General features: G+C 36.2%; 25 protein-coding genes. 7 read left to right on the top strand and 18 right to left on the bottom strand.

The features are described 5' to 3' along the window. The first annotated feature begins 37 nt into the window (after positions 1 to 37). The gene (locus PMI13_RS03335) at positions 38 to 475 is read left to right on the top strand and encodes a universal stress protein (RefSeq protein WP_007840708.1); all 438 of its coding nucleotides are present in this window, start codon (positions 38 to 40) and stop codon (positions 473 to 475) included. A gap of 81 nt (positions 476 to 556) precedes the next feature. Here PMI13_RS03335 and PMI13_RS03330 read toward each other — a convergent pair whose 3' ends face one another. Further along, positions 557 to 790, bottom strand: a complete 234-nt coding sequence (locus PMI13_RS03330) for a DUF6341 family protein (protein ID WP_007840707.1) — start codon at positions 788 to 790, stop codon at positions 557 to 559. Between the two features lie 42 nt (positions 791 to 832). On the opposite strand from PMI13_RS03330, the gene PMI13_RS03325 reads away from it, so the two are divergent. After that, on the top strand, positions 833 to 1,738 hold the full coding sequence (locus PMI13_RS03325) for a DUF6427 family protein (RefSeq protein WP_007840706.1): 906 nt from the start codon (positions 833 to 835) through the stop codon (positions 1,736 to 1,738). A gap of 8 nt (positions 1,739 to 1,746) precedes the next feature. Continuing rightward, complete coding sequence (locus PMI13_RS03320; protein WP_007840704.1) at positions 1,747 to 2,331, top strand: DUF3109 family protein; 585 nt, start codon at positions 1,747 to 1,749, stop codon at positions 2,329 to 2,331. Positions 2,332 to 2,409: 78 nt separating this feature from the next. On the opposite strand, the gene PMI13_RS03315 is transcribed toward PMI13_RS03320, so the two are convergent. The 13 genes from PMI13_RS03315 to PMI13_RS03255 form a co-directional block, all read right to left on the bottom strand. Then, a complete protein-coding gene (locus PMI13_RS03315; RefSeq protein ID WP_007840699.1) occupies positions 2,410 to 3,093 on the bottom strand; it encodes a hypothetical protein in 684 nt (227 codons plus the stop codon). A gap of 113 nt (positions 3,094 to 3,206) precedes the next feature. After that, on the bottom strand, positions 3,207 to 4,541 hold the full coding sequence (locus PMI13_RS03310; protein WP_007840697.1) for a trigger factor: 1,335 nt from the start codon (positions 4,539 to 4,541) through the stop codon (positions 3,207 to 3,209). Between the two features lie 141 nt (positions 4,542 to 4,682). After that, on the bottom strand, positions 4,683 to 5,273 hold the full coding sequence (locus PMI13_RS03305) for a hypothetical protein (RefSeq protein WP_007840696.1): 591 nt from the start codon (positions 5,271 to 5,273) through the stop codon (positions 4,683 to 4,685). A gap of 48 nt (positions 5,274 to 5,321) precedes the next feature. Then, entirely contained in the window at positions 5,322 to 7,706 is a 2,385-nt protein-coding gene (locus tag PMI13_RS03300; protein ID WP_007840693.1) for a TonB-dependent receptor, read from the bottom strand. 228 nt (positions 7,707 to 7,934) lie between these two features. After that, entirely contained in the window at positions 7,935 to 8,129 is a 195-nt protein-coding gene (locus PMI13_RS21490; protein WP_238536271.1) for a hypothetical protein, read from the bottom strand. A gap of 315 nt (positions 8,130 to 8,444) precedes the next feature. Beyond that, positions 8,445 to 10,373 (bottom strand): ABC-F family ATP-binding cassette domain-containing protein, encoded by a 1,929-nt coding sequence (locus PMI13_RS03290; RefSeq protein WP_007840690.1) that lies wholly within the window; start codon positions 10,371 to 10,373, stop codon positions 8,445 to 8,447. A gap of 149 nt (positions 10,374 to 10,522) precedes the next feature. After that, positions 10,523 to 11,032, bottom strand: a complete 510-nt coding sequence (locus PMI13_RS20535) for a hypothetical protein (RefSeq protein WP_007840688.1) — start codon at positions 11,030 to 11,032, stop codon at positions 10,523 to 10,525. A gap of 375 nt (positions 11,033 to 11,407) precedes the next feature. Continuing rightward, the gene (locus tag PMI13_RS03280; protein ID WP_007840687.1) at positions 11,408 to 12,733 is read right to left on the bottom strand and encodes a T6SS phospholipase effector Tle1-like catalytic domain-containing protein; all 1,326 of its coding nucleotides are present in this window, start codon (positions 12,731 to 12,733) and stop codon (positions 11,408 to 11,410) included. Positions 12,734 to 12,883: 150 nt separating this feature from the next. After that, positions 12,884 to 13,561, bottom strand: coding sequence for a response regulator transcription factor (locus tag PMI13_RS03275; protein WP_007840685.1), 678 nt, complete (start codon positions 13,559 to 13,561; stop codon positions 12,884 to 12,886). Further along, positions 13,527 to 14,255, bottom strand: coding sequence for a sensor histidine kinase (locus PMI13_RS03270; protein ID WP_007840683.1), 729 nt, complete (start codon positions 14,253 to 14,255; stop codon positions 13,527 to 13,529). Before PMI13_RS03270 ends, PMI13_RS03275 begins: the two co-directional genes overlap by 35 nt. 53 nt (positions 14,256 to 14,308) lie before the next feature. Next, entirely contained in the window at positions 14,309 to 14,932 is a 624-nt protein-coding gene (locus tag PMI13_RS03265) for a hypothetical protein (protein ID WP_007840681.1), read from the bottom strand. An 8-nt stretch (positions 14,933 to 14,940) separates the two neighbouring features. After that, positions 14,941 to 15,678 carry a hypothetical protein gene (locus PMI13_RS03260; protein ID WP_007840679.1) on the bottom strand — a complete coding sequence of 246 codons (738 nt, stop codon included), beginning with the start codon at positions 15,676 to 15,678 and terminating at the stop codon, positions 14,941 to 14,943. 183 nt (positions 15,679 to 15,861) lie between these two features. Beyond that, a complete protein-coding gene (locus PMI13_RS03255) occupies positions 15,862 to 16,482 on the bottom strand; it encodes a DUF5715 family protein (protein ID WP_007840676.1) in 621 nt (206 codons plus the stop codon). A 222-nt stretch (positions 16,483 to 16,704) separates the two neighbouring features. Between PMI13_RS03255 and aqpZ the strand changes: the two genes are divergently transcribed. Next, positions 16,705 to 17,421, top strand: coding sequence for an aquaporin Z (aqpZ, locus tag PMI13_RS03250; RefSeq protein ID WP_034669396.1), 717 nt, complete (start codon positions 16,705 to 16,707; stop codon positions 17,419 to 17,421). Positions 17,422 to 17,506: 85 nt separating this feature from the next. Here aqpZ and PMI13_RS03245 read toward each other — a convergent pair whose 3' ends face one another. The 4 genes from PMI13_RS03245 to PMI13_RS03230 form a co-directional block, all read right to left on the bottom strand. Beyond that, complete coding sequence (locus PMI13_RS03245; protein WP_007840672.1) at positions 17,507 to 18,052, bottom strand: hypothetical protein; 546 nt, start codon at positions 18,050 to 18,052, stop codon at positions 17,507 to 17,509. Between the two features lie 110 nt (positions 18,053 to 18,162). Continuing rightward, on the bottom strand, positions 18,163 to 19,152 hold the full coding sequence (locus tag PMI13_RS03240) for a LuxE/PaaK family acyltransferase (RefSeq protein WP_007840670.1): 990 nt from the start codon (positions 19,150 to 19,152) through the stop codon (positions 18,163 to 18,165). A gap of 157 nt (positions 19,153 to 19,309) precedes the next feature. Next, positions 19,310 to 20,110, bottom strand: a complete 801-nt coding sequence (locus PMI13_RS03235) for a UDP-2,3-diacylglucosamine diphosphatase (RefSeq protein WP_007840668.1) — start codon at positions 20,108 to 20,110, stop codon at positions 19,310 to 19,312. 23 nt (positions 20,111 to 20,133) lie between these two features. Then, the gene (locus tag PMI13_RS03230; protein ID WP_007840666.1) at positions 20,134 to 20,580 is read right to left on the bottom strand and encodes a 6-pyruvoyl trahydropterin synthase family protein; all 447 of its coding nucleotides are present in this window, start codon (positions 20,578 to 20,580) and stop codon (positions 20,134 to 20,136) included. A 192-nt stretch (positions 20,581 to 20,772) separates the two neighbouring features. Here PMI13_RS03230 and PMI13_RS03225 point away from each other — a divergent pair, with 192 nt between their 5' ends. The 3 genes from PMI13_RS03225 to PMI13_RS03215 form a co-directional block, all read left to right on the top strand. Then, positions 20,773 to 21,159 (top strand): hypothetical protein, encoded by a 387-nt coding sequence (locus PMI13_RS03225; protein WP_007840665.1) that lies wholly within the window; start codon positions 20,773 to 20,775, stop codon positions 21,157 to 21,159. A 6-nt stretch (positions 21,160 to 21,165) separates the two neighbouring features. Then, positions 21,166 to 23,937, top strand: a complete 2,772-nt coding sequence (locus PMI13_RS03220) for a hypothetical protein (RefSeq protein ID WP_007840663.1) — start codon at positions 21,166 to 21,168, stop codon at positions 23,935 to 23,937. A gap of 4 nt (positions 23,938 to 23,941) precedes the next feature. Further along, on the top strand, positions 23,942 to 24,952 hold a 1,011-nt coding region (locus PMI13_RS03215), incomplete at its 3' end, for a DUF6443 domain-containing protein (protein ID WP_007840661.1).

Raw genomic sequence — 24,952 nt, 5'->3', positions numbered from 1 at the left:
AATTTTTCCTTAACTTTAGATAACAAAATTAAAGGTTATGGTAAATATTGTATTACCCGTAGATTTTGGGGATAAAACAGATCAGCTTGTAGACGGCGCAATTAAATTCGCTAAGGAAGTGAATGGCAAAATTAATTTAATTCACGTTGCACCATCAGACATTGGCTTTGCCATTGGCGACATGGGTTACCAGTATTTTCCTGAGGTTGAAGAAAACGAAATCAGAGAAGAACTGGTTCAGCTCAACAAAATTGAACAGAGAATTATTGCCCATGATGTAGATTGTGAACATCTTTTAAAGCAAGGAATAGCTAAAGATATTATTCTGGAATATGCCAAAGCAAAAAATGCCAGCTATATTGTGATGGGTTCACATGGAAGGAGCGGAATCTATGATGTATTTGTAGGGAGCTTAACAAAAGGGCTTACCAAAAGTTCTCATATTCCGGTTGTAGTACTTCCTATCCATGACTAAAAACAGCTAAATTTTAATCGTTAATCATAAAAAAGCCGATCAAATAAAATCTGATCGGCTTTTTACTATATAACCAATTAATTAACCTTCTTTTTTGTAGATTGACGGATCGTAGTAAGGATGCTTACCTTCCGTTGGAGAATAATAGTCTTTATCTTTATCACCACCTAATGTTACTACCAATACATAACACCAATAGATGAACAGCACACAGCAAACAGTAAATAGAATCCAGTTTAAAACATTTCCGAAGGTGTCAAAGAAACCAAAACTCCATTTGAAAACTTTGCTTAAGAATAGAAAGAAAGACGTCATTATTTTCCTTTTTTAAATTAACTTTGTACAAATTTATAAAAAATGTTTAAATTACTTTCAAAAGAAAGCAATATTTTTTCAATCCCTGTTTATATTGGTTTTCTTCTTTTAATAGTAATAATATTTAACATACTGAATTTCAATACTTATGAAGCAATTATTGCCGGAATTACTTTTCTTGGAATTGCTTTGGCTTATTTTTGTTTTCATACGATAGCCCTTAATTATCAGACTCATCTGCCTTTATTTTTATATACGATTTTTATTTTCGGCCTTTATCCCGGTAGCCTGGATATCGGAATTGCGGTAGCACTGCTTACCAATTCGTTCCTTTTACTTCTTTTAACAAGCACTGATGAAGACATCCGGAAAAAATCTTACGTCCTGGTGGGTTCTATTGCAGCACTGAATTTTATCTTTCTGCCTACGACCTGGCCAATGGCTGTTTTTGTAATCGTTCACGTAATCGCTACTTCCGAGCGAATTACTTTAAATCTTTTCAGGTTTCTTCTGGGGATTGTGATGATTGCATTCAGTTATTTTTCCCTGATGTTCTTTTTCAACTTCACTTCGTGGAACCTGGATTATTTTCCGTTCGGAAAAATGAAGCCAATAACGGATTACAGGGGATTATTTCCTTTAATTCCTATTGTTTTAATGCTTATCTATGCTGTTTATGATCATTTTCAGAATTATAATAAGAAAAGCCCCATAAGCAGATATAAATATACTTTTTTATTAGTTTTTTCGTTAGCTCAACTGGTGACCATTATTCTTTATATGAACACCACCTATGAATACTTATTGCTGCTGGCGTTTCCTTCAAGTATCATACTGAGCAGAATGTTACGGTTTTTACCCAAATACTGGATGCGTGAAGTCAGCTTCTGGCTGATTATTATTAGTTTGGTTACCTTCAAAATAGGTACATATTTTCAATTATTTTAAAAAAGATTATGATTCAGATAGACGATAAATTGATTTCCGAGGATATATTTTCCGAAGAATTTGTTTGCAACCTTACGAAATGTAAAGGTGCATGTTGTGTGGAAGGCGATGTAGGTGCTCCACTTGATAAAAATGAGCTTGAAATTTTAGACCGTATTTTTGATCAGATAAAGCCCTATCTTACCCCGGAAGGAATAAAAGCCCTTGAAGAGCAGGGAACATGGACTACCGATCCAATGGACGGGATGTATGTGACTCCAATGGTTGAAGACCGTGAGTGTGCTTATGTCACCTTTGATGAAAAAGGAATTACAAAATGTGGAATTGAGAAAGCTTATGAAGACGGGGCTGTAGACTGGCAAAAGCCGATTTCCTGCCACCTGTACCCTATCCGGGTTACAGAATATTCTTCTTTTACGGCATTGAATTACCATGAATGGAGTGTATGCAGTGACGCCTGTGCCCTAGGAAAAGAGCTTCAGGTACCGGTTTATAAATTCTTAAAAACGCCTTTAATCAGAAAGTATGGTGAAGAGTTTTATGATGTTTTGAGTGGTGCTGCTGAAGAATGGAAGAAAGAATATGGCTCTTGATTACCATTGAGTTAAAAAGAGTTATACATCAAAAATGCCGGACAATGTCCGGCATTTTTGATGTATATTAATTATTTCCTATTTAAAATCTGCATCTGTAACTCCTGAATTAAGAACTACTTTTGTTGTTTTAATTGTTACTTTCTGGCCGTTTCCTTCTGCATCTATTTCAGCAGGGAACTTAAGCCCGTCTACTGTCATATAGCTTTTTACCACTGCATTACCTTCTTTTGATTCAGATTTGTATAATAAACCTGTAGCTGCATCGAAGTAAAATTTGCCTTTTTCGGAAGTCAAAACATGATAATCTTTACCATCTATTTTTTCTACGTTTACCGTTTGGAAATTAGAGGCGTCATATCCTAGTGCATCAATTATTTTGCTTTTTTTAAGATCAGCAATTTTATCAGCCGGGATATCCATTTTTTGTCCCATCTGGTCAAAGTATCCTTTCTCACCGTCAAAAAGCTGAGTCATCTGCTGTCCCATTACACTTTGTACAGATTTGAATTTGTTTCCCATCTTCTTGGTCGTCATAGAAACTTCCATCCCCTGTACTGAAAGTGTATTATCGATTACAGTAGTTTTTACAGCTTCCAATTTATCTTTTCCACCTAACGCTTTAAGGTAATTATCAATTACGTCTTTAGGGCTTAGCTTCGATTTTGTTGCTTCCGTCTTAGCGGCAGCAGTCGTTTGTTGTGCTGCTACAGAAGTGGAAAAAAGCACAGCACAGAAAAACGGAATGATTATTTTTTTCATATATCTAATTTAAAGCGTAAATATATGAATATTGAACGATATAGGATCTATCAATTTTCAACAAAAAAACCACCGGAAAACCGATGGTTTTAAAATATTTATCTTAAAATAAATTATTTTTTAAGTTCTTCTAAAAATTCGTCGTGAGAAATTTTAGTTTCTTTTTTAGTCGATTTTTCAAGGATTACATCTTTCAACTTCGTCATTGCTACTTCAGAAGAAATCTGTCTTACCTGCTCCTGGTCTTTCAACATCTCAACAGCATATTTTTGAATTTCTTCATCTCCTAAATGATGAATTCCGTAGATTGCCAACTGGTTTCTTACTAATTGCTCAGCCTGTCCCAATACATCAGCATAATCTAACTGGATATCGTTATCACTCATCAGTTTACCTTCAATGATCTGGTAGCTCAATTGTTTTTTCTCTGCTTCAAGAATTTCTTTTGCCTGCTCTTCAGACTGGATATTCTGGTTAGAGAATAATAACCATTTCACTAAGAAAGATTCAGGAAGCTTTACTTCTTCTTTTTCAGTGATTTGTTCCAATACTTTATTCACGAAGTGTACATCAGCATTTTGCTGGAAGTACTCATCCAATTCAGTTTTTACTTTTTCTTTAAGCTCTTCTTCAGATTTGATATTTCCTTCTCCATATACTTTATCAAATAAATCCTGGTTAAGCTCAGCCAAATTTAAAGCGTAGAAATCTTTTACTTTCACTTCAACTTCAGCGTGGTGCAGGTGCTCAACTTCTTCTTTGCTGAATCCTAATTCTTTGGCCAATTCTTCGTCAGAAGCAAGGGTTTCTTTAGATACTTTTACAGATCCGTCCATTTTCAAAGACTTCACCAATTTGAAAGCTTCTTTGTTTTCAGCAGTAATTGTAGCATTTTTTGGATGGTGGTGGTGCTCTCCTTCAGCATCTTCTTCCACTACCTGAGAAATTTCTAAAGCAATATAAGAATCTTTAGTGATTTTATCTTGCGGAACCTGCTCTGCAAAACGCTTCTGCATATTTTCAATGCTTTTGTTGATTTCTTTTTCTGAAGCTTCTACGTTGTAGTGAGGTGCTTCATACTTTGCTAAATCTATTGTGAATTCAGGCTCATACCCAACTTCAAAAGCAACTTCCAATTGTTCTGCATTATGATTGAAATCATTTACAGGTTGTGGAACAGGCTGCCCAACCAATCTTAACTTGTTTTCGTTTACATAGTTGTTCAAAGCATCAGAAACCTGCTTGTTGATTTCTTCGAATGCAATACCTGCTTCATATTGTTTTCTAACCATACTTAAAGGCACTTTCCCTTTTCTGAAACCAGGAACTTGCGCATTTTTAGCATAATTAATTAACTGCTTTTCTACTTTTTCTTTATAGTCAGATTTTTCCAATGTCACTGTAAGCAATGCACTTACATCATCATGGTTTTGTGCGGTAACCTTCATTATTGATTAAAATTTTAGGTTGCAAAAATATGAAATTTTTATGAAAATCTCTCAATTAAAATCAACTTAAAAAGCCAAATATTGTTAAATAAAAAACCACTGAAAAAATTCAGTGGTTTTTGTAACAAGATTAAAGATATATTAATTAATAATATTATAATTTGCCTGGGCATCTGTTTCCCCGCCTGTCTGAGTTCCATATATCACACCGTTTCCACTTACCGAATGGTCTTCAGAAACCTCTGTAGGCTCATGATACAGGGTCAAAATCAACTGACTTGTTGCAGATGCATTTTTTATGGCTTTATTAACTACCCAGGTTGTTTTAAGGCCAACACGTTTTCCATCTGCTCGGGTAGATGACGCATCATCTGTACGGGTAAGAACAATATCGGAATTAGGAAAATTATATACCAGGAAGTGCTCATCTTTAGCATCTCTGATTTCTCCTGTAGCGTCTTCGTTTCCGTTTTTAAACTGTGCCTCCACTTCGTATGTTTTACCGTCTTCCAGTTTGATAGATTGTGCCCCGCCTGCACCGATACTGTAATTATAAGGCGTTGTTGTATTTGCGGCCACATCTTTTACCAGTAAAACAATGTTGGTAAGCTCTTCCTGAGGAATATCATCTTCTTCTGCAGAATTATCCCTCTGACAGGATACAATTGAAAAAGTGATGAATAAAATGGCTAGTAACTTGATTATATTTTTGGTATTGAATAGATTGTTCATTTTTTTTAATTTAAAATTTTTAAAATTCTGATTTGTTTTTGGTGAATATTAGAAACGATATCTAACATTCAGGATGAAATTTCTTCCTGCTTCATCGGCAAAAAACCTCATACGATTCAGGTAATCCCTGTACGAAACATCGAAAAGGTTATTAACAATAAGCCCGGCAGAAAGGTTTTTACTGATATTGATTCCGGTCTGAATATTCCAGAGTGAATATCCTCCCGGAGGTGTGCTGAGATCCACTGTTTTTTCTACCTCATCGCCATTTTCATAAATGGTAACTGAGGCATTATGCACAGGGAATCTGGTTTGTTTTAAGAATGTCTGATTTTCAAGACTGAAATAAAAATTGTTCCAGCTCTCCTTTTTAAACTGAACCGCATTGGAAAAATTTGGCGGCATCATCAGGATCAAAGGTTCGTTATGGGTATCATCCTGACCATATAAATAGCTTCCTCTTCCTATATAAGAAAGCTCATCTGTCAGTTTCCAGTTGACATCTACATCTATACCATACATTTTTGCATCAATCTGCTGATAGCTCCATACCGGGAATACTCCTCTGATGGTATTCTGTACCCCAGTGGGAATTTCATTGATAAAGTTTTTGGTAATGAAAAAGTAAGGGTTTACAGAAACATTCAGGCCGCGCAGTACATTGAATTTTGCATCAGCCACCAAATTAAACTGGTGCCCCTGCTCATTCTTCAGTCCTATATCCCCGATTTCAATTACTGCCGCAGAATGGTGCAGTCCGTCTGAAAACAGCTCTGCGATATTAGGAGTTCGTCCTACTTTTGCGTAATTGAATTTCAGATTGAAGTTATTATTCGGATGATACTCCAGCCCTGCATTGAAAGAAATATTATTATAATCCAGCTGCGGACGTGTCAGAATCCTGTTCTGATTGGTTTTCACATAAAACTGCGGATAAGAATCTGCATATAATTTCTCCCAGTCGCTTTTATCATACCATTTCGTCACATCATAACGGGTGAAATCATATCTTGCTCCTGCTTCAACATTCAGGTTATGAGAAAGTTTATACTTGAATATGGAATAAATTCCTGCCGCATATTTATCATAATTAGGAATCAGGCGTCTTGCTTCGGTTGCCGGATCAGAATAATTATTCTGAAAGCTTGCATCAATCCCTGTTTCCAGAGACCATTTTTCTCTTTCAAGTAAATCATTCAGATTAAACTGATGGGTCATTAAGGCAAGATCCAGAGACGGAGTATTTTTCAGTTCTCCTCTTCTGATATCATATTCCTGTCTGTGATTATACTGAAAACTATATGTAGCAGATACTTTCCCGATATTTTCAAATCTTTTGAAAGCGGAAACTTTCGCAATATGATGCTCTATAAGCTGTCTCGGATTATCAATATCATAGCTGAAAGTTCCTGTATATACCGGAATTTTATAAGTTGTCGCATTATAAAAATCATTATTATTTCCCATATGGGAACCTCTGTAAATCCCGATATTCTGATTGGTAAGATAATAATCAAAGGAAATTCCCTGTTCATAACTATTTTTCTGAACGGTAAAATTAAAGGATGAAAAATCCATTCCCGTATTCATCAGGTTATAATCCGGAGCATGTTGATCCCCTAATTTCCTGATCGATCCTCCGGATTTTACCGCCCAGCCGTTTTTCCATGTTTTGGCAATGTCAACATCTAAACCCAGTCCTCTGCCGTTTGAAATTCCCGAAAGATTTACAGATCCTTTTATAGTATCTTTTTTAGGGAAAATCTCAGGTTCCATAATCACGACGCCACCTATGGCATCACTACCGTATTTTAGGGCTGAAGCTCCTTTAACAACATCGATATGCCGAAAATTGTTGATATCAACATTTGGCGCATGTTCTACACCCCATTCCTGCTCGGCAAGCCTTACCCCGTTATTAAGAATATTGATTCTACTACCATAAAGCCCGTGGATAATAGGTTTTGAAATATTATTTCCGGTTTTTAAAGCCGTAACCCCTGAAATTTTTGATAACAGATTCCCCAGATTGTCTGTAGAATTTCTTTCGATTTCAGATTTGTCAAGGGTTTTGATAATCAAAGAACCGTTGGTTTTATGGCTTCCGTGTATGGTGACGGTTTCGATATCCTCAACATGATGTTCCAGGGTAATGCCCAAATGCAAATCCTGGTCAACTCCTATATTTTCAGTATAATCATGACAATCGGGATGTTTTGCAATGAGAACATAGTTTCCCGCAGGAATTTTACTGAATGAGAACTTACCTTTTTTATCTGTTCTGGTACTGAAATCACCGATTTTCACTTCAGCATTTTCCAGCATGCTTTTGTCATGGAAATCCTGAACAGTTCCCTCAACCGTATAAGTTTTTTGTGCGTTTACTACTATCAATCCGCTAAGGACCAACAGTAAACTATATATCAATTTCATTGTAATAGATAGATTGATTGTGTACCCAGAGAGTACATTTTTTGTAAAAATTTGTAATCCGGAATAGTTTGTACAACGTAAAATGTATAATGTAAACTACAATTCTACAAATGCATTCAGTCTTATTATTCTTAACAGCTTAAGATGCCTTAATGATTGGATTTTCCCCATTAAGAAACAATTTTAAGTCTTAAAATGTAAGACAAATCCGGTAAATAGATCTATAAATTATGAAATTGCGGGCGGGCCCCGAAGCTGAAAGGTGAATTTAGTCTGAGACCATATTTTCTCCTGAACAGCAATCGTCTGCTTTACTTCATGGGTATAAGCTTCAAAAGAAAAATGAAAGTCTTCAGGAACCAGGGTATGTCCTGTAGCCATAAAATGACAAGCGAGACAGTCGCCGGCTTTTTCTTTGGCCATATTTTTTGAAATGATATTTTCCGATTTCTTAAAATTAAAACTTTTAAAAACATCTTCAGAACTGTGGCTGTGAAAATTCTGAAAAAACAGTGCAAGAAAGTATATTCCAAACAAAAGTCCGGAAATAAAATTCTTGAATTGTCTGCTTTCTTTCAGAATCATGGTTCAAAAATAGAAATAATAATTGAATAGTTCCATTAAAGTTTTATTAAAATACACTCAATGAAACGTTTGATATACGTCGAAGGCATTGAAGGTTTGTTACAATACCTTTGTTATTTGAAAGGGAGAGCTCATTTCCGGTTAATCTCTAACTTACTCAAGCTGAGTGCCGAGATATTCCCATTCCTGTAAAGCCAGCTCCAGCTCTTCCTTGGTTTTATTATATTTTTCAAGGGTTTCATCAGAGGGGTTTTCTTTGGTGAAAGAGGCTTCCATTTCTTCAACTTTAGTTTCAAGCTCAGAAATTTTCTCTTCCACTTTCTTCAGTTTATTCTGAATATTCTTTTGTTCTTTGGAAACAATATGGGTTTGTGCCTGGGGTTTTGGCGCAACGGCTTCTACTTTTTTAACTTCAACTTTGATATCTTCATGGTGAAGTTTTGCTTTTTCCGCAGAAATCTCCCTGATGGTTTCTTTTTGTCTGTATTCCAGATATTCATTAATATCTCCCAGGAATTCTTTCATCTTCCCGTCACGGAATTCATAAATTTTATCACAAAGCCCCTGCAGGAACTCCCTGTCGTGAGAAATTACAATTAATGTTCCTTCAAAATTCTGAAGTGCCAGCTTAATAATTTCCTTAGACTGAATATCCAGGTGATTGGTAGGCTCATCCATGATCAACGTGTTGAAAGGACGCAGCAACAATTTACAAAGTGCCAGACGGTTTCTTTCACCCCCGGAAAGTACTTTTGTTTTTTTGGAAACCGCTTCACCCTGAAATAAGAATGATCCTAATAAATCTCTTACCCTCGGTCTCGTTTCTTCTGTTGCAGCATCTTCCGCTTCTTCCAGAACTGTTTTATTCGGGGTTAAAACCTCTTCCTGATTCTGGGCAAAGTATCCGATATTAACGTTATGCCCTAGATTCCATGAGCCTGAATAATCTTTGATATCTCCGGCAAGGATTTTGGCTAAAGTTGTTTTCCCTTGTCCGTTTTGCCCCAAAAGAGCAATTCTGTCTCCTCTCTGAACAATGAAATCCACATCATCAAAAATCTGTTTCTTTCCGTATGCTTTTCCTAAATTTTCAGCTTCAAAGATGACTTTTCCGGGAACCATAGATTGTACGAAACGGATATTGAATTTTGAAACGTCTTCGTTATCAACTTCAATACGCTCTATTTTATCTAATTTTTTAATAAGAGACTGTGCAAAAGATGCTTTTGTAGCACTTGCCCGGAACTTATTAATATTGTCTTCCATTTGCTTGATCTCCGCATCCTGGTTCTTTTTTGCCTGAATCAGCTTTTCACGGCGGTCTTCACGCATCACCAGATATTTGGAATAATTGGCTTTATAATCGTCAACTTTCTTATTATTGATATCAAAAGTACGGTTACAAACGGCTGTCATAAACTGTTTATCGTGGCTTACCAAAACAATTGCTCCCGGATAATCTTTCAAGAAGTTTTCCAGCCAGATGATGGATTCCATATCCAGGTGATTGGTCGGCTCATCGAGAAGCATGATATCATTTTTCTGAAGAAGCAGTTTTGCAAGCTCGATTCTCATTCTCCACCCTCCGGAAAATTCATCCGTGATTTTCTGAAAATCGTCTGCTTTGAAACCTAAGCCAAACAAGACTTTTTCCATGTCCCCTTCCAGATTGTAGGCATCATGGTTCATTAAAAGATCATTCAGCTCTGTCATTTTATTAATCAAATCCGTATAAGAATCACTTTCATAGTCAGTTCTTACCGTCATCTGATGATTCACTTCTTCCAGCTCATTTTTCCATGCATTAATCTGCTCAAAAGCCTGCATGGTTTCAGCCCAGACGGTTCTTCCTTTCACAAAATCAAGATCCTGTTTCAGGAAACCGATGGTAGCATTTCCTTCAGCCACTACATTTCCTTCAAAGAAATTGATTTCTCCTGAAAGCATTTTTAATAAAGTGGATTTTCCCGCCCCATTTTTACCTACCAAACCGATTTTATCATCCTTTTTAATGGTGAAATTCACATTTTGAAACAAATAGTTTCCCGAATGATGTAATCCTAAACCTTGAACCGAAAGCATTTAATGATATAATTAAGAATTAATACTGAATATTTTTCGGGTGCAAAAATACGGAAAAAGAAATGAATATCCCGGAAATAAAAAAAACTGCCCCAATGAGCAGCTTCTTCACACCTGGTAAATATTGAAATATGATAAAAAAAGTAACCTTAAAAAGTTCTGGGAGCTACTTTCACCTCATTAACATCATTTCCGCCTCTCTGAAAGGATACCAGCTGAACCAGGCCGTTGCTCAAAGCACCGTAGATGACGGAATCACTGCCATTATACATCGCCTGCTGCCCGCCAAACCACCAGTTATTGCTTGCCCCGGCGTGGCCCTGTGCCAGAGCCACATTATAAAATGTGCATACAGCATTGGAAAATTCCAGAACCAGGGTCCCGATCATTGCAAAATTCAGTTCATCAGGCTTATGATTGAATGTGGTTTTATTACCCGGCACTCTTGCTGAGAACCAATCGGCTACAGTTTTGGAACCTTTTCGTCCGATAGAGAAGGAAAATTTCCCGTCGCTGCCACAGCTTGCCGTAAATCCTGCATAAATATGTCCTTTAGGGTCCTGACCGTCTGTAACGGAAAACTGACTTACTGTGAAAGAACCTTTTACTAATTTGTTTGAAGTTGATGCGAAAATAACTTCATTATCTCTGTATTCCATGACTTAATATTTTTTGATTTGTTTACTTAAATTTTTATGATCAATCTTTATCTGATTATCCTCTTCGATATCATTTGAATCAGTATTAATTCCTGTTGGAAGTTTTCACTGATTTGAAGTAAATCGTTGCAGTTTTAGTTCATAAGATAAGAAGCTTCTATGAGTAATGAACAAGTCAAAGTAACGATGATAAAAGAAAAAAAACTACAGTAAAAAACACCAAATAAAAAAATCCGTATTTCCACGTAATGTGAAAAAATTCATATAAAAACATTATAAAACACTCAATAATAATAAATAAAAAAGCTTCTCATTTTGAGAAGCTCTCCTACCTAAATTTAAAACTGAAAAAATACCAACATAAAATATGTAAGTCTATTTAATCAAAATTGAGCGGGCCCAAATATCATTATTCGGAACATTAGCACCATACGCAAAATCCGTCACAGAGCCATCTTCCAAAAGATGAATCTCGGATTTAAACCTCGGATGAATTGTATCTACCGTCGCATGACTTGGGATATTCATTCCGTTGTTGATCAGTTCTGCATCTATACCGTTTTGAGATTTCTGCAAAATCCGGTTCTGATATAATCCAAAATTGGCAGAAATATGGGTATACTGTACAAACTGTTCGTAATTATAATCCGGTTTTTTCTCGGGAATAACAGTGGGAACATATTTCTCCAGTTCATCAGAAAAGGTAATAAGAAACGGATGTTTTAAAGGATCAATTTCAAAATCATGTGCAGAAAATTCTGTACTGAAAATTGGGGTCACAGCATTAGTTTGAATAAGCATAAGTTTTCCATAGACTTTTGAAAGATCATTGTACACCATGCTTCTGGCAACATACGCCTGTGAAAAAACATGTCCCGAATCGATCTTATATTTTTCCAGAAGGCTATTCCAGATTTTATTTGATTCAGAGTCTCTCATTGTGTTTCTTACATTGGCAATATAAGTTTCCACATCCTTCACTTGTGTAAAGTTGGGTGAAACATATACTGATTGTGAGCTTGTCAGATATCCGCCACCTATATCGGCATGGGAGCCGGGGACAAAAATTTCTTTCCACATAGATGTTCCCACTTTTGTATTGGTGTCATCCATATTTTCAGAATCTCCAAAAAAACCTGTAAGAGGAAAAAAATACCGGCATTCATTCACGGCACAAATATGGAGAGCATTCTCTACGTTGGGCAGCAGATTTACCTTATAATTATTGAACGGAGTAGACTCTACCGTATCAAAAACTCCGAGAAACTTCACTTTTACATTACCCAATATCTTTGAATCCGGTTTTAATAATTCATAACACAGGTTTCTTGCCAGCATAGCTCCCCTGCTGAATCCATAAATATAAAAATGATATTCTTTGCTTCTGTCAAGCATTTTCTCCTGTATAAAGTTATAGGCTCTGAACAGTTTATCATCAGAAGAATATCCTATATATCCTAAAGGGTTTTTACAGGTAGCCATGGCAAAATTACTGTCTTCAGCTCCCGTTAATGTGCCGATGCCTTCAATATATATTTTTTCTTTTCCCTGGAATAAATTAAAAAGCTTATAGATATTGGTACTGCTGCTATAATAACTTTCATTATTACTTAAAGGCTTCTGGGATGAGTTGGCATTGATCCCATTATTTCCGGTTCCATCGAAAAAAATTCCGACAGATACGATATTATTATTTTCCATTATTTCTGTTTTAACAGGCAATCCAAAAGGTTTACTATTATTTTTCTTACTTACGAATGGCTCCTTAATGAGTCTTTCAAAGTAAGGACAGAAAGAATGGGGATACTAGAGTAAAAAGTACCAAATAAAAAAATCCGTATTTCTACGGAATCAAATTCTTTCCAGTGAAAAAATATTGTTTATAATGGCATAAATCACCATACCGACTGTATTTTTGGCTCCGATTTTCTCAAGAATCCGCTGCCGGTGACTTTCTACCGTTCGGGGACTGATGAATAGTTTCTCCGCGATCTCATTATTGGTATATTCCTGACAGATAAGCTTCACTACATCTTTTTCACGCTCGGAAAGCTCGTCTTCCATTTCGAATAAAGATTTTTTCTTGCTGGAGCTGTTCATATAGGAAAAAAGCATCTGATGGTCTTCCGCAGTAAAGAAAACGCCGTTTTTAGAAACTGTTGTAATAGCCTCTATAAAGGTTTTTTTATCCGAATTCTTTGGCAGAAAGGCAGAAACTCCGAGCTTCACCATGTACCCAAGAATGGAGCTTTTATAATGGGAAGAAAGTATAATGATTTTGAGATCGGGATATTTTTCTTTAAGGATTTCCACCAGTTCAAAACCGTTCATCGGCTGCATCTGTACATCAACTAGAGCAATATCCGGAAAACTTGCAGAAGGAAGAGTGGTAAGGTTATCGATAAAATCCTGCCCGTTTCCTGCAGTCAGGCATACGGATATATTTTTTTCATTAGACAATAATAATTTTACTCCTTCGAGGATTAATTGCTCATCATCGATTAAGGCCAATTTGATTTGAGAGTTCATTATTGTATGGAATTTTAATAATTAAACGGCTTCTTTTATTTAAGGTATTTTTCCACTTATGGACCGCGTTCATGGATTTGATTCTGGATTCTATATTTTTAATTCCCATTCCTTTTTTCACTGCTTCATAATCAAAACCCTGCCCGTTATCTGTAATCACTACTGCCATGCTATCCGGATAATCTTTGATATAAATCCAGATATCCGTGGCTGAGGAATGTTTGATCACATTGGTTGTAAACTCCTGAATAATCCTGTACAGCTGAACTTCTATAAAGTTATCTTTTTTCTGATAATCGGGAGCCACATACAATGAAATATTGATTTTGTGCGCGAGGTTGACAATTAATTCTTCTATATACAGTACCAAACCTACCGATTCAAGATTCACGGGATATAATGAATGGGAAATATTCCTTGCAGAATCTATCAGGGCAGACATCTGGTTATAAATATTCCTTTTAATCAGCTCATCGCCTTTAGTATCCAGGTTATTAAGCCAGAGAGAAAGTATATTGAGCCGGTTTCCGATATCATCATGAATCATCACGGCAATACGTTTGCGCTCTTCTTCCTGGGCTTTAATGCTTTCCAGCACCAGTTTTTTCTGATGAAGCACCTCTGCTTCATACTGGGCTTTTTTTTCTTTAACAATCCTGTCTACAAAAGCTTTATATGCCAGTAAAAAAAACAATACAATAATTGCTACAGTAACAATTACAAGTATCAGATAATCAATATTTAATGTTATTTCTTTAATTTGATAAAGGTATATATAAATGAACCGTATAAAATACTCGACAGGATATTATTAGTTCCTAAAATCGTGTAATAATTATCTTCTGATAAAGATGCAATCTGGTGCTGAATGATAAAGATAAAAACAGAAACCGAATAATAGAAAAAAATACAGGCGTCAACAAGCGTAAACCTGTTGATGCTTATATTATTCTTAATCTGTTGTAGCAATGCCACTCCTGCAAAACAGATAATAATGATATTGGAGGTTACTTTTCCAATATCATTATTAAAATAGGTAATATAAAATTTATTGATAATCAGAAACCCAAACGTTAATATCACAACCGGAATAAACCAGAAATTTGATAAATTCAGTTTTCTGATGAACAAGCTCACTAAAACAAAAAATTCACCTGCTATATATATCGGATACAAAAACGAAGTATCTTTAAAATGGAGAACAAGCGTCAGAAAATTGGTAGCTGCCTCTATCAGTAAAAGAAAACCAAGATAATATACATATTGCCTTTCTTCTTTCCTTAAAACAGGATATTTAAAAATCCCGGAAATAAAAGAAATAAGAAGAAGAATATTGGTGATTCCCCATGTAATGATAAAATAGCTGTGCATTTAATATTTTATAATTGACAGATAGGAGGACAAGGTCTCGACCAGTCGTAAGTATTTGAGATGACCTCTACGCTTACACTTCCATTGTCGTTTGTCAAATTATCATAAAAAGAGATAAAAATCATTGTTACCAGAGTTCTCTGATAAATCTCGGAAAACTTAAGCCCAAATGAGCATACAAATCTGCTAAGCCCTGCTTTCGGTGGGGTAAGGTTTGCAGAAGGTACGTAGAATGATTTAAAGATCCTTTCTCCTTTAAACTCATTGCATTCTCTGTAAAACCAGATAGATCCTTCATTTCTCCATAATTCGATAGCCGCTACGGCTTTGTCCTGTTCCATTAAAGGCATATTGGCTACAGGAAAATACATATCGGAAGAGTCATCAACCTTACGTAGATCTTTAGAAAGAACTGCGTTTTTAACAATGGTATATTCCTGTGTTTCCACAAGGCATAAATCACTTGTCAGTTCTGAAAGTACACTATAAGGATATTCAGTCACCGCAATTTTCTGTCCGTTGGCATCAAGCGGGCAAAGAATCATAACCAGCTGATTATTATAAACTCCCATATCTACACAGAAATCACTATACATATTATTTTTTTTCACCCAGCCGATCTGGTCAAGTGAAAGATTAAAAATATAGTTGGGGGGGATTAGCTTCTGTATTGTTGAATAATTCTGCAAACAAGTATTCCATTCGGCTATTGCAGCGGTGTATGCATCTCTGTTAAAAATTGTCATAGTACTTAGTTTTTTGTCGCATAAAATTATACAAACTAAACTACTTATGCAAATATCTCACTTATAATTGAAGATTAATTAATATTTTTCAAATGTAAATAAAACTTGTGCTATTATTTCCATTCACATTATCAATTCAGGGTAATATTCAAAATACCAGTGAGGTGAAATATGAACAGGAAATTAATAATTCCTCACCGTGATATGGTAACAGCTCTGTTGTTTTTCTTTGATATAATAGATTCTGCCTGCATTAGCATAATACCGCAACACTTTTTCAAGGGCAGCTTCCATTTTAGGGTTGTATTTTAAAACATTGTTAAAGCGTACATAAGAAATATCAAAAGAATTTCCATAATTGTGAGAGCTTATTCCCAAAGATGCGTTGGAGTTTACTCTTCTCAATCTGCACTGGTCTTCAAGGGTTCTTGTCATAGATGAAACCGTAAAGGTACGCCCCTTTGTTTCCTTGCTGAATCTGGCTCCCATTTTTTCAAGGGTAATTTTAGCCTTGGAAACCATATATGCCCTGCTATAATCCAGTTTTTGTATCCGGTAACCCTTTCCTGTTTTTTTTATTTTATGAAATTTTCCGTTGTTGATATATTTCTGAACGGTTTTCGTATCCTTGAGCAATTTCACCCCGAAACTTTTCGAAGCATCCAGATGAGGCTTATAAAGAGGTGTAGGCTCCACTTTCAAAACCTCCGTAAGATCATAGCAGGGAAAAGCTTTCTTTGTCGCCTGGGAATAATAAAAACTAAAAATAAAAGACATAAAAATCACACACAGAAACTTTTTCATTCGGATGTTTTTTTAATTTTTTTAAACGAAAAATAAACATTTATGGTATACAATTCAACTATAATACCAATGTAGTTAAAATACATTTTACAACAAAATCACACAAACTTTCACCAAAATCACATTCAGGACTATCTTTTTCCATGATTATATTAAAAATTTAACTTTTATATTCGAAATTTAAAAGTTAAATTTGGTTAACTATAAAAAATGAACATTATGATAAAAAAACTATTTGCTGAATTTTTCGGCACTTTTTGGCTTGTTTTCGGTGGCTGTGGAAGCGCAATTTTTGCCGCCGGAGTTCCCGACATCGGAATCGGACTCGTTGGAGTAGCATTAGCTTTCGGGCTCACTGTACTTACGATGGCATATGCTGTAGGGCATATTTCAGGCGGGCATTTCAATCCTGCAGTTTCTGTTGGCCTTGTAGCAGGTGGAAGATTTCCTGCAAAAGATCTTATCCCTTACATTGTTGCACAGTGTATCGGGGCAATCATTGCAGCCGGCTGCTTGTATGTCATTCTGAACGGGGCCGGAGCAACCAGCTTTACAAAACCCGGAGATTTTGCATCCAATTTTTATGCAGAAGCGGTTTACAATGGTAAAGCATTCAGCATGGGAGCCGCATTTCTGACAGAATTCCTGTTAACTGCATTTTTCCTGATCGTTATTATGGGAGCAACCGACAGATGGGCAAACGGAAAGTTTGCAGGCATTGCTATCGGTTTAGCTTTAACACTGATCCATTTAATTTCAATTCCTATTACCAATACTTCTGTAAATCCTGCCAGATCTTTATCTCAGGCTGTTTTCGTAGGTGGCCTTGCCATGTCACAGCTTTGGCTGTTCTGGGCAGCCCCGATTCTTGGTGGAGTTGTTGGCGGATTAGTTTATAAATTCTTACTTCAGAAAGATCAGAACGAAGAAACAGCATAAATTTATTTCCAATAAATATTACCATCAACTATCTCATTTGAGATAGTTTTTTATTTTTACCAGAAAACAGAAAGAGAGAACCTGTTTACCTTAATTTTTTTATATCAAAAGGATTTTTAAAAATAAGCTCTTCGTATTTTCCTTTGACTTCCATTTTCCGCTGAATTAGATTCAGCGCCATTTTCCGGATAAAAAGGTCTTTATCATTCAGCTTCCAGTAAGAATCTTCATGCACTTTTTTAGGCTGGCGGATCAGGTAGAATTCGGTGGTCCAATTATCTTCATTATGATAAAATTCAATAATTCCGCAATGTTCCGGGATCACAGAATGCCCGATCATCCCCATCGGAAGGAGAAAGCTGAATGCATTACATACATAATCGCCACAGGAAATCTTATCATGTTTTAAAAATTTTTCGCCTGTATTGGTATTGATATAAGATTTTTTGAAATCGTTTTTAAAATCACTTTTTGAAAGTTTGATTTCAATTTCATGGCTGGAACCTGCCGCATCAATAACCAGCACATCAGCTTCCCAATCGGAATGAAAATGATTGGTAAGAACAATTTCTTTCTCAAAATCACAATGAGAATGAATATATGCATGAACAAGTTCTTCTATTTTTAACATATTTCTTTGAAAGATTCAAAATCTAAGTTTTGAGTTTAAATCATGAGTTTGCCAAAAAAAAGTTAAATCAATCCTGAAACTCTTAACTCTTAACTCTTAACTCATAACTCTTAACTCACCAACAGGCTGCATCCACGGATATCAGAATGGTCTATCCTCCCCAATACCTGAAATCTGCCATCAGGTAAGGTTTTCCCCAGATCCTGAGTTGCAATAAAAGAACAGGAATGGATATTTGCAAGATCAATGATATTTACCGCTCCGGTTCTCCCCTCTTTCTCATAAGTAAACGGGTCTTCTGTATTTCTTATGAGTATGCGCATCCAGTTTGGGCAGTCATATTCGTTATTTCCCAGTGAATACGCCTGTGAAAGCAATTCCGTCATTGAATATTCTGAAAATATTTTTTCTGTTTTAAAACCTTCCTGTAAAATTTTCAGCAGCTCATCTTTTGTCATTTCTTCTTTTCTCCCTTTCATTCCACCGGTTTCAATAACTGTTAAATTTTCAGAAGAGTTCAGGGGTTCATTGCTATGTTTAGCGTGGCAATAATCCAGAAAATCTAAAAGGGCAAAAGAAACTCCGAAAAGAATTACTTTTTTATTTTTCACGGTATTTAAAAGATCAAATAATTCCGAATGATTATAAAGGAAATATCCGTTTTCGGGCTTTGCAGATTTTTGCATTAAATAATCCACCATATAAATCAGGGAAGAATTTTGCTTTTCAAGGTAGCTTGGCAGAAGACCGAGAAAAATAAAGTCTTCAGGCTTTCCTATAAACTGTTCAAAGCTTTTGTAAATACTTTCACGGTAAATGTTTTCATCTGCAATAAAATGCTTTGATAAATTCATCTGTGTGGTTCCTGAACTTTGAAAATAGAGATCAGCAGATACTTTCTTATCCAGAATCTGGTGGTTTTTAAACATCTCTATCGGCAGAAAAGGAATTTTTGGCAGCTCATTCACTTCTTCAGGATTGATCTTAAGATAATCTACGAACTTCCTGTATATCTCAACATTTTCATACTGATAACGAAATGTTGCCAATGATGCATTCAGGAAATCCTGTTCGGTCTGTATGTTGAATATATCTTTCAATGTTTTTTATTTCTTAGGACCTCATTTTAAACTCATTATAAAAAAACATATGATTTTTAATATTTTTTTAATCTTAATTTAAATTTTTGGTCAGATTCTTGCAATGATGTTTCCGGAATATGGATTAAAAACGAGAATGAATTTATTCATTCGGAAATTACCTCTTTTTAGGGGTAATTTTTTTTGTCAGTTCCCTAAAAGTCTTTAATTCAAAGTCTTTCTCAAAAACGCCATAGGTAAAATAGGAGATCCAGTCTCCGAGATTGATGTATTTTGCATTTTGCTCCAGGCTCAGAACCATAGGAAGATGGCGATGCCCGTAAATAAAATAATCGATCTTTTCGGTTTTGAGTTTTTCTTTTGAATAAATAACCAGAAATTCTTTATCCTCACCTAAAAAAGCTTTGTCTTCTTCCCCGGAGATCATTTTATTTTTCTGGGAAAGATACAGTGCAATTTTCATGGCAATATCCGGATGCAGCCATTTAAATGCCCATTGTGCAATGGGATTGGTAAACAGCTTTTTCATTCTTTTATATCCTTTGTCACCAGGCCCCAAACCATCTCCATGTGCCAGTAAAAACTGTTTTCCGGCAATTTCAAAATATTGCTTTTTATAGAAAACGGTACAGCCTATTTCCTCTTCCAGATAATCTTTCATCCATAGATCATGGTTCCCGACAAAGAAATAGACATGAATACCCCGGTCTTTCAGTTCTGCAATTTTTCCCAGAACGCGTACATATCCTTTGGGGATTACATATTTCCATTCATGCCAGAAATCAAACAGGTCACCCATCAGAAATAAAACCTGGGCATCTTCTTTTATCTCGTCCATCCAATGGATAAACTTTTCTTCACGTATTTTACTCGCTTTAGGATCGGGTGCGCCAAAATGCTGATCCGAAGCGAAATACACTTTTTTTCCAGGTTCTAAATTGATGATTGTTTTTAACACCGTTGAATTTTTTCGTGGTAAAATTATTGATTATCTTCTGCAAACCACTCTCCATAAGAGTTTTCCGTCTCATGAAGCTTAAGATACGCCAGGGAAACTTCAGATGGAAGCTTAGATTTTATTTTGGCCGCAATCGCGTACAGCATATTTTCACAGGTCGGCTGAAAAGTACAATAAATCACTTTGTGCCCCTGATTTTCAAGACTCTCACCCAATTCTTTATGAGGAGAAAGCCCGTTGATAAGAACTGCATGATCCCAGACATCAACAATTTCTGATTTCACAATACTTTTAATATCTCCAAAATCTACAACCATCCCATTTTTAGGGTTCTCCAGATCATTTACAGGCTTTCCTTTTACTGTGACAAACAGTTTATAGGAATGTCCGTGCATATTTTTACATTTCCCATCATAATTATACAGTACATGTGCCGTTTCGAATGTAAAAATTTTTGTAATACGTATCATGGTGCAAAGATAAGGAATTTGAATAATTTTAATGATATACTCATTCTAACACGTCAAGTTCTGTCGCTTTGCGGTGATACATTTGCACTGATAAAAAGTTTGTGTTAAATCCTTCATATACATCTTTTTACCGTGAAATAAAATAACTACTTTTGCAGCAAATTAAAAAACAAATAATAACTAACACAAGGTATGAAAAAACTCTACACGGGTGTACTTACAATGTGCACTGTTTTGGGTGTGTCTGCCCAGGATGTGGTATGGCAAAAAGACATTAAATCTTCTACCCAGGATTTCCTGAGCCAGGTAACCACAACAATAGATCAGCAGTATTTAATTACAGGGAGTTCAATTCAGGCAGGTACCCTTCGGGAGCCTCAGGGTACGGGTGATTCTTCTATCAACTCCGGATCTTCAGCTAGCAAGCAACACAATGGTTACGATTTTCATCTGGTTAAACTCAATCAGCAAGGTGAAAAAGTCTGGGAAAAATATTTCTCAGGGAAGAACCAGGGAGCTTACCTGGTGGTGAAAACAGATACGAATAAAACGGCTAATGCTAAATTGATTAAAAAATAAACTACGATGAAAAAAATACTTTTACTATCAATTTTGATATTCAATTTTGGAAGTGCACAGATAGACCGGAATTTTGGAGATGGTGCTGAACCTGTACCTTCTGCTTCATCCATGACGTCTTATATTAACGCACCGGTTTCTTTATCTACCGGTGTACCTGATATTTCCCTTCCGTTATTCAGCTTACCTACAAGTAATAAGAATCTGGATATTCCTGTGGCATTAAGCTATCATGTGTATAATACCGGGTTTAATAAGGTGGCAAGTGAGGTGGGCCTTGGCTGGCTTTTAACAAGAGGCGGAACGATCTCAAGGATGATTAATGGCGAGGTGGATGAGATCTATGATGATGCTTCCAAATCAGGTTATATTAAGAATACCTTTGATGATATATATTATTACAATATTCCGGGAAGCTCAGGAAAATTTAAGTTTATCAGGGATATCACTAATAATACTTTTACTGTAAGCAATATTTCAGGAACCAATGTAAAAATTGAATATACCAGGGAGGCCAATAATGCCACTTTGGTTTTAAGCTCTTTTACCATAAAAGATCAGAAAGGGTTTAAGTATATTTTTAACGACTATAGCAAGTCATTATTCGGAGCCGGGTTCTACTATAAATCATCTTTTTATCTGACCCGTATACTGGATGAAAGCAATATTGAAGTAGCTACTTTTACCTATGATAAAAATTCTAAATATAAAAACGGAACATCTACTCTCCTATACCAGAACTGTAAGGTGAATGAAATCGCTACCGCTTTCGGAAAAGTGAAATTTAATAACTTCTATAACGCTCTTCAGGAAAATAGCGGAACTAATGATCCCTATACGATTAATGATGTATCGCTATTTGACACATCAAACAGGCTTATATCCAAACATAAATTTACTTATTCCCAGTTTAATATTCCTATTGATAATGTCAACCAGAACAAAAGGATTTTATCAAGGGTGGAAAAGATTGACAGAAATTCAGCGGTTATAGAGTCAAGAGACTTTTCGTACGATGAGCAGGGCTCAACCACAGGAACTTATAGCCCTATTTCCAGTTATTTTGGTTTTGAGTGCAGCAGTACTCCTTTTGCAAAAAGCCCGCGTACCTATACTTTGGGAACTTTAAAAAAAATGACACTGCCTGGCGGCGGATATACGACTTATGACTTTGAAGCCAATGAATATTATCAGGACAGAACCAACCTCCAGGTGAATAACACCGTTTTTTCCTATCCTGACCTTCAATATATCAGCCCGGCTGAGATAACCTTTGATACCAACCAGACCAAGCTTTACAACCTGCAGATCACCTCTTCCACAGTGATAACAATAGGTTTGCTGACCGATCAGGTTTACGATGATCAGTACTCCATTCATCAGCCGGAGCATGTAATTACTTTCACGTTGAAAAAAGGAACTACAACTGTTAATCCAAACTCCTGTGGACAATATCCGGTAAGTACAGGTACTTATACGGTGGAGATTACAGGTTTTGGCAACGGAACCATTGGCTATTCCATGATTAAATCAGTACCTGCTCCTTACAGGAATGCAGTTCCATTAGATGCAGGGGTAAGAATCGCCAATATCAAACACTTTGATTTTAATGATGTACTTCAAAAGGTAACAAATTATGATTATAATTCGTTTGACAGTGCCAATAACTCAAGCGGTGGCAGGTATGTATCCGAAAACTGTGGTGGAAGTGATGATTTCCAGATCATTAATGATGTTATACTTTATAAAAATGTAAAGGAAGTCTACGGGGATACAACCAATAATATCGGCTACGGAAAGTATTATTTCAAAATGCCTGAAAATTTTCCAAACGTTGGTAATTTAAAGCCTTATTATAATATTACCTCTTCCGGGCTCCAATATAGACAGGAAGATTTCAATAAACTGAACGTAATGACCGGATCCCGGGAAACGGAATACGTCATGGAAAATATCACCGGAGCTCCTGAGTACACCACCTGTACCGGGTACAATTCAATATCAGCATGGATAAAATCAGCAAAAATTACCTCAAAGACATTCTTTGATAATGCAACCAGCCTTACCAGCATTTCAGAAACCTCATACAGTCCTTATAACTTTGGCGTGTCCAAAATAAAAGACACTTCGCCGGAAGGGATCATTACTGAAAAAAACATTAAATATGCTTCAGATCTTTCCAATACTAAACTGATTACTGCCAATATTCTTGAGGTTCCTCTGGAAACAGAAACAATGGTAAACAGTATACTCACCGGAAAAGTTGAGACAAAATACGACAATGCGGGAAACCTTTATCCCTCTTCTGTAACGGCTTATGACCTCAACAGCCAGACTGCGGTTACCAAAGTTACCATTTCCAGCTATGACTCTAAAGGTAATGCCAGAGAAATTGTTTCTCCCAACAGTATTCCTACCGCGATTATTTACGGATATAATCAAACTCAACCTATAGCCAGGGTTGTGGGAGCTACCTATGCCCAGATCGCATCGTTATCTGTAGTTACCGCTGCCATTACAGCTTCCGATAATGATGCTGCAGATCCCACCAAAGAGCCTTTACTTATAACAGCTCTCGAAAACCTCAGAAAGGATGCGGCAATGAAAGATTATTCTGTAACCACCTATACCTATGATCCTTTAATAGGACTTACCTCAACCATTTCTCCGAACGGACAAAGAGAAGTATATAAATATGATACTGTCGGAAGATTACAAAGAGTGGAAGATATAAACGGTAAGCTTTTAAAAGAAAACGGATACAACTATAAACACTAAAATCATGAGAAAAATTTTAAATATATTCAGTTTGTTGTTTATGGGAGGTTTATCCTATGCACAAACAGCTCCAAGTACTACAGAAAATTATGTGTACAACAAAACATGCCTTGATGCAGACTGCATCAAAAAAATAGAAACTGTTCAATATTTTGATGGCCTGGGAAGATTAAAGCAGGTTGTTGATATAAAAGCAACACCCACAGGTAAGGATGTTGTAAAATATGTAAAGTATGACCCGTTCGGAAGACAGACCGAAGATTATCTTCCGGTACCACAAGCGGCCACACAGAATGGCGCTATATTTACTTCACCGCTTGCTAATGCAGGCTCTGTATACGGATCCGAGAAAATCTACGCTGAAAAAGTTCTTGAAAGCTCACCGGCAAGCCTTTTAAAAAAGATGATTCCTGCAGGAGATATATGGTCGGCACATCCTCTCGATCTCTCCTATTCAGCGAATACAGTAAACGAAGTAAAAAAGATAACAGCCGTTACCACCTGGATAGACGGAGCAACTTCCACTACAATTACTTATAATGGAACGTATGCTGCAGGCCAGCTTCTTAAAAGTTCTGCCACAGATCCTGACGGGAATATAACCACCGAATATAAAAACGGATTGGGACAAACCCTATTGGTAAGAAAGAAAAACGGGAGCCAGAATGCAGACACTTATTATGCTTATAATGAGTATGGCCAATTAGCGTATGTTGTTCCACCATTGGCTTCAGTAAATGGAACTCTGACTTCTCCTGTATTAAATGACCTGTGCTATCAATATAAATATGACGGACAAAACAGGTTGGTGGAGAAAAAATTACCCGGAAAAGGCTGGGAATATATCGTATATGATAAACAGGACAGGGTAGTCATGACCAGGGATACCAATTTGAAAGAAAAAGGACAATGGTTTTTCACCAAATATGATAAACTAGGCCGGATACTCTATACCGGAATTATGGTGGGAGGGGAAAGAAAGGCGGAGCAAGCCACCGTAGATACCAAAGCAGCC

The organism is Chryseobacterium populi, from assembly GCF_000282115.1.
Lineage (GTDB): Bacteria > Bacteroidota > Bacteroidia > Flavobacteriales > Weeksellaceae > Chryseobacterium > Chryseobacterium populi.
The sequence above is the reverse complement of the archived record's forward strand: the minus strand, read 5'-3'. Positions and strand labels throughout refer to the sequence as shown.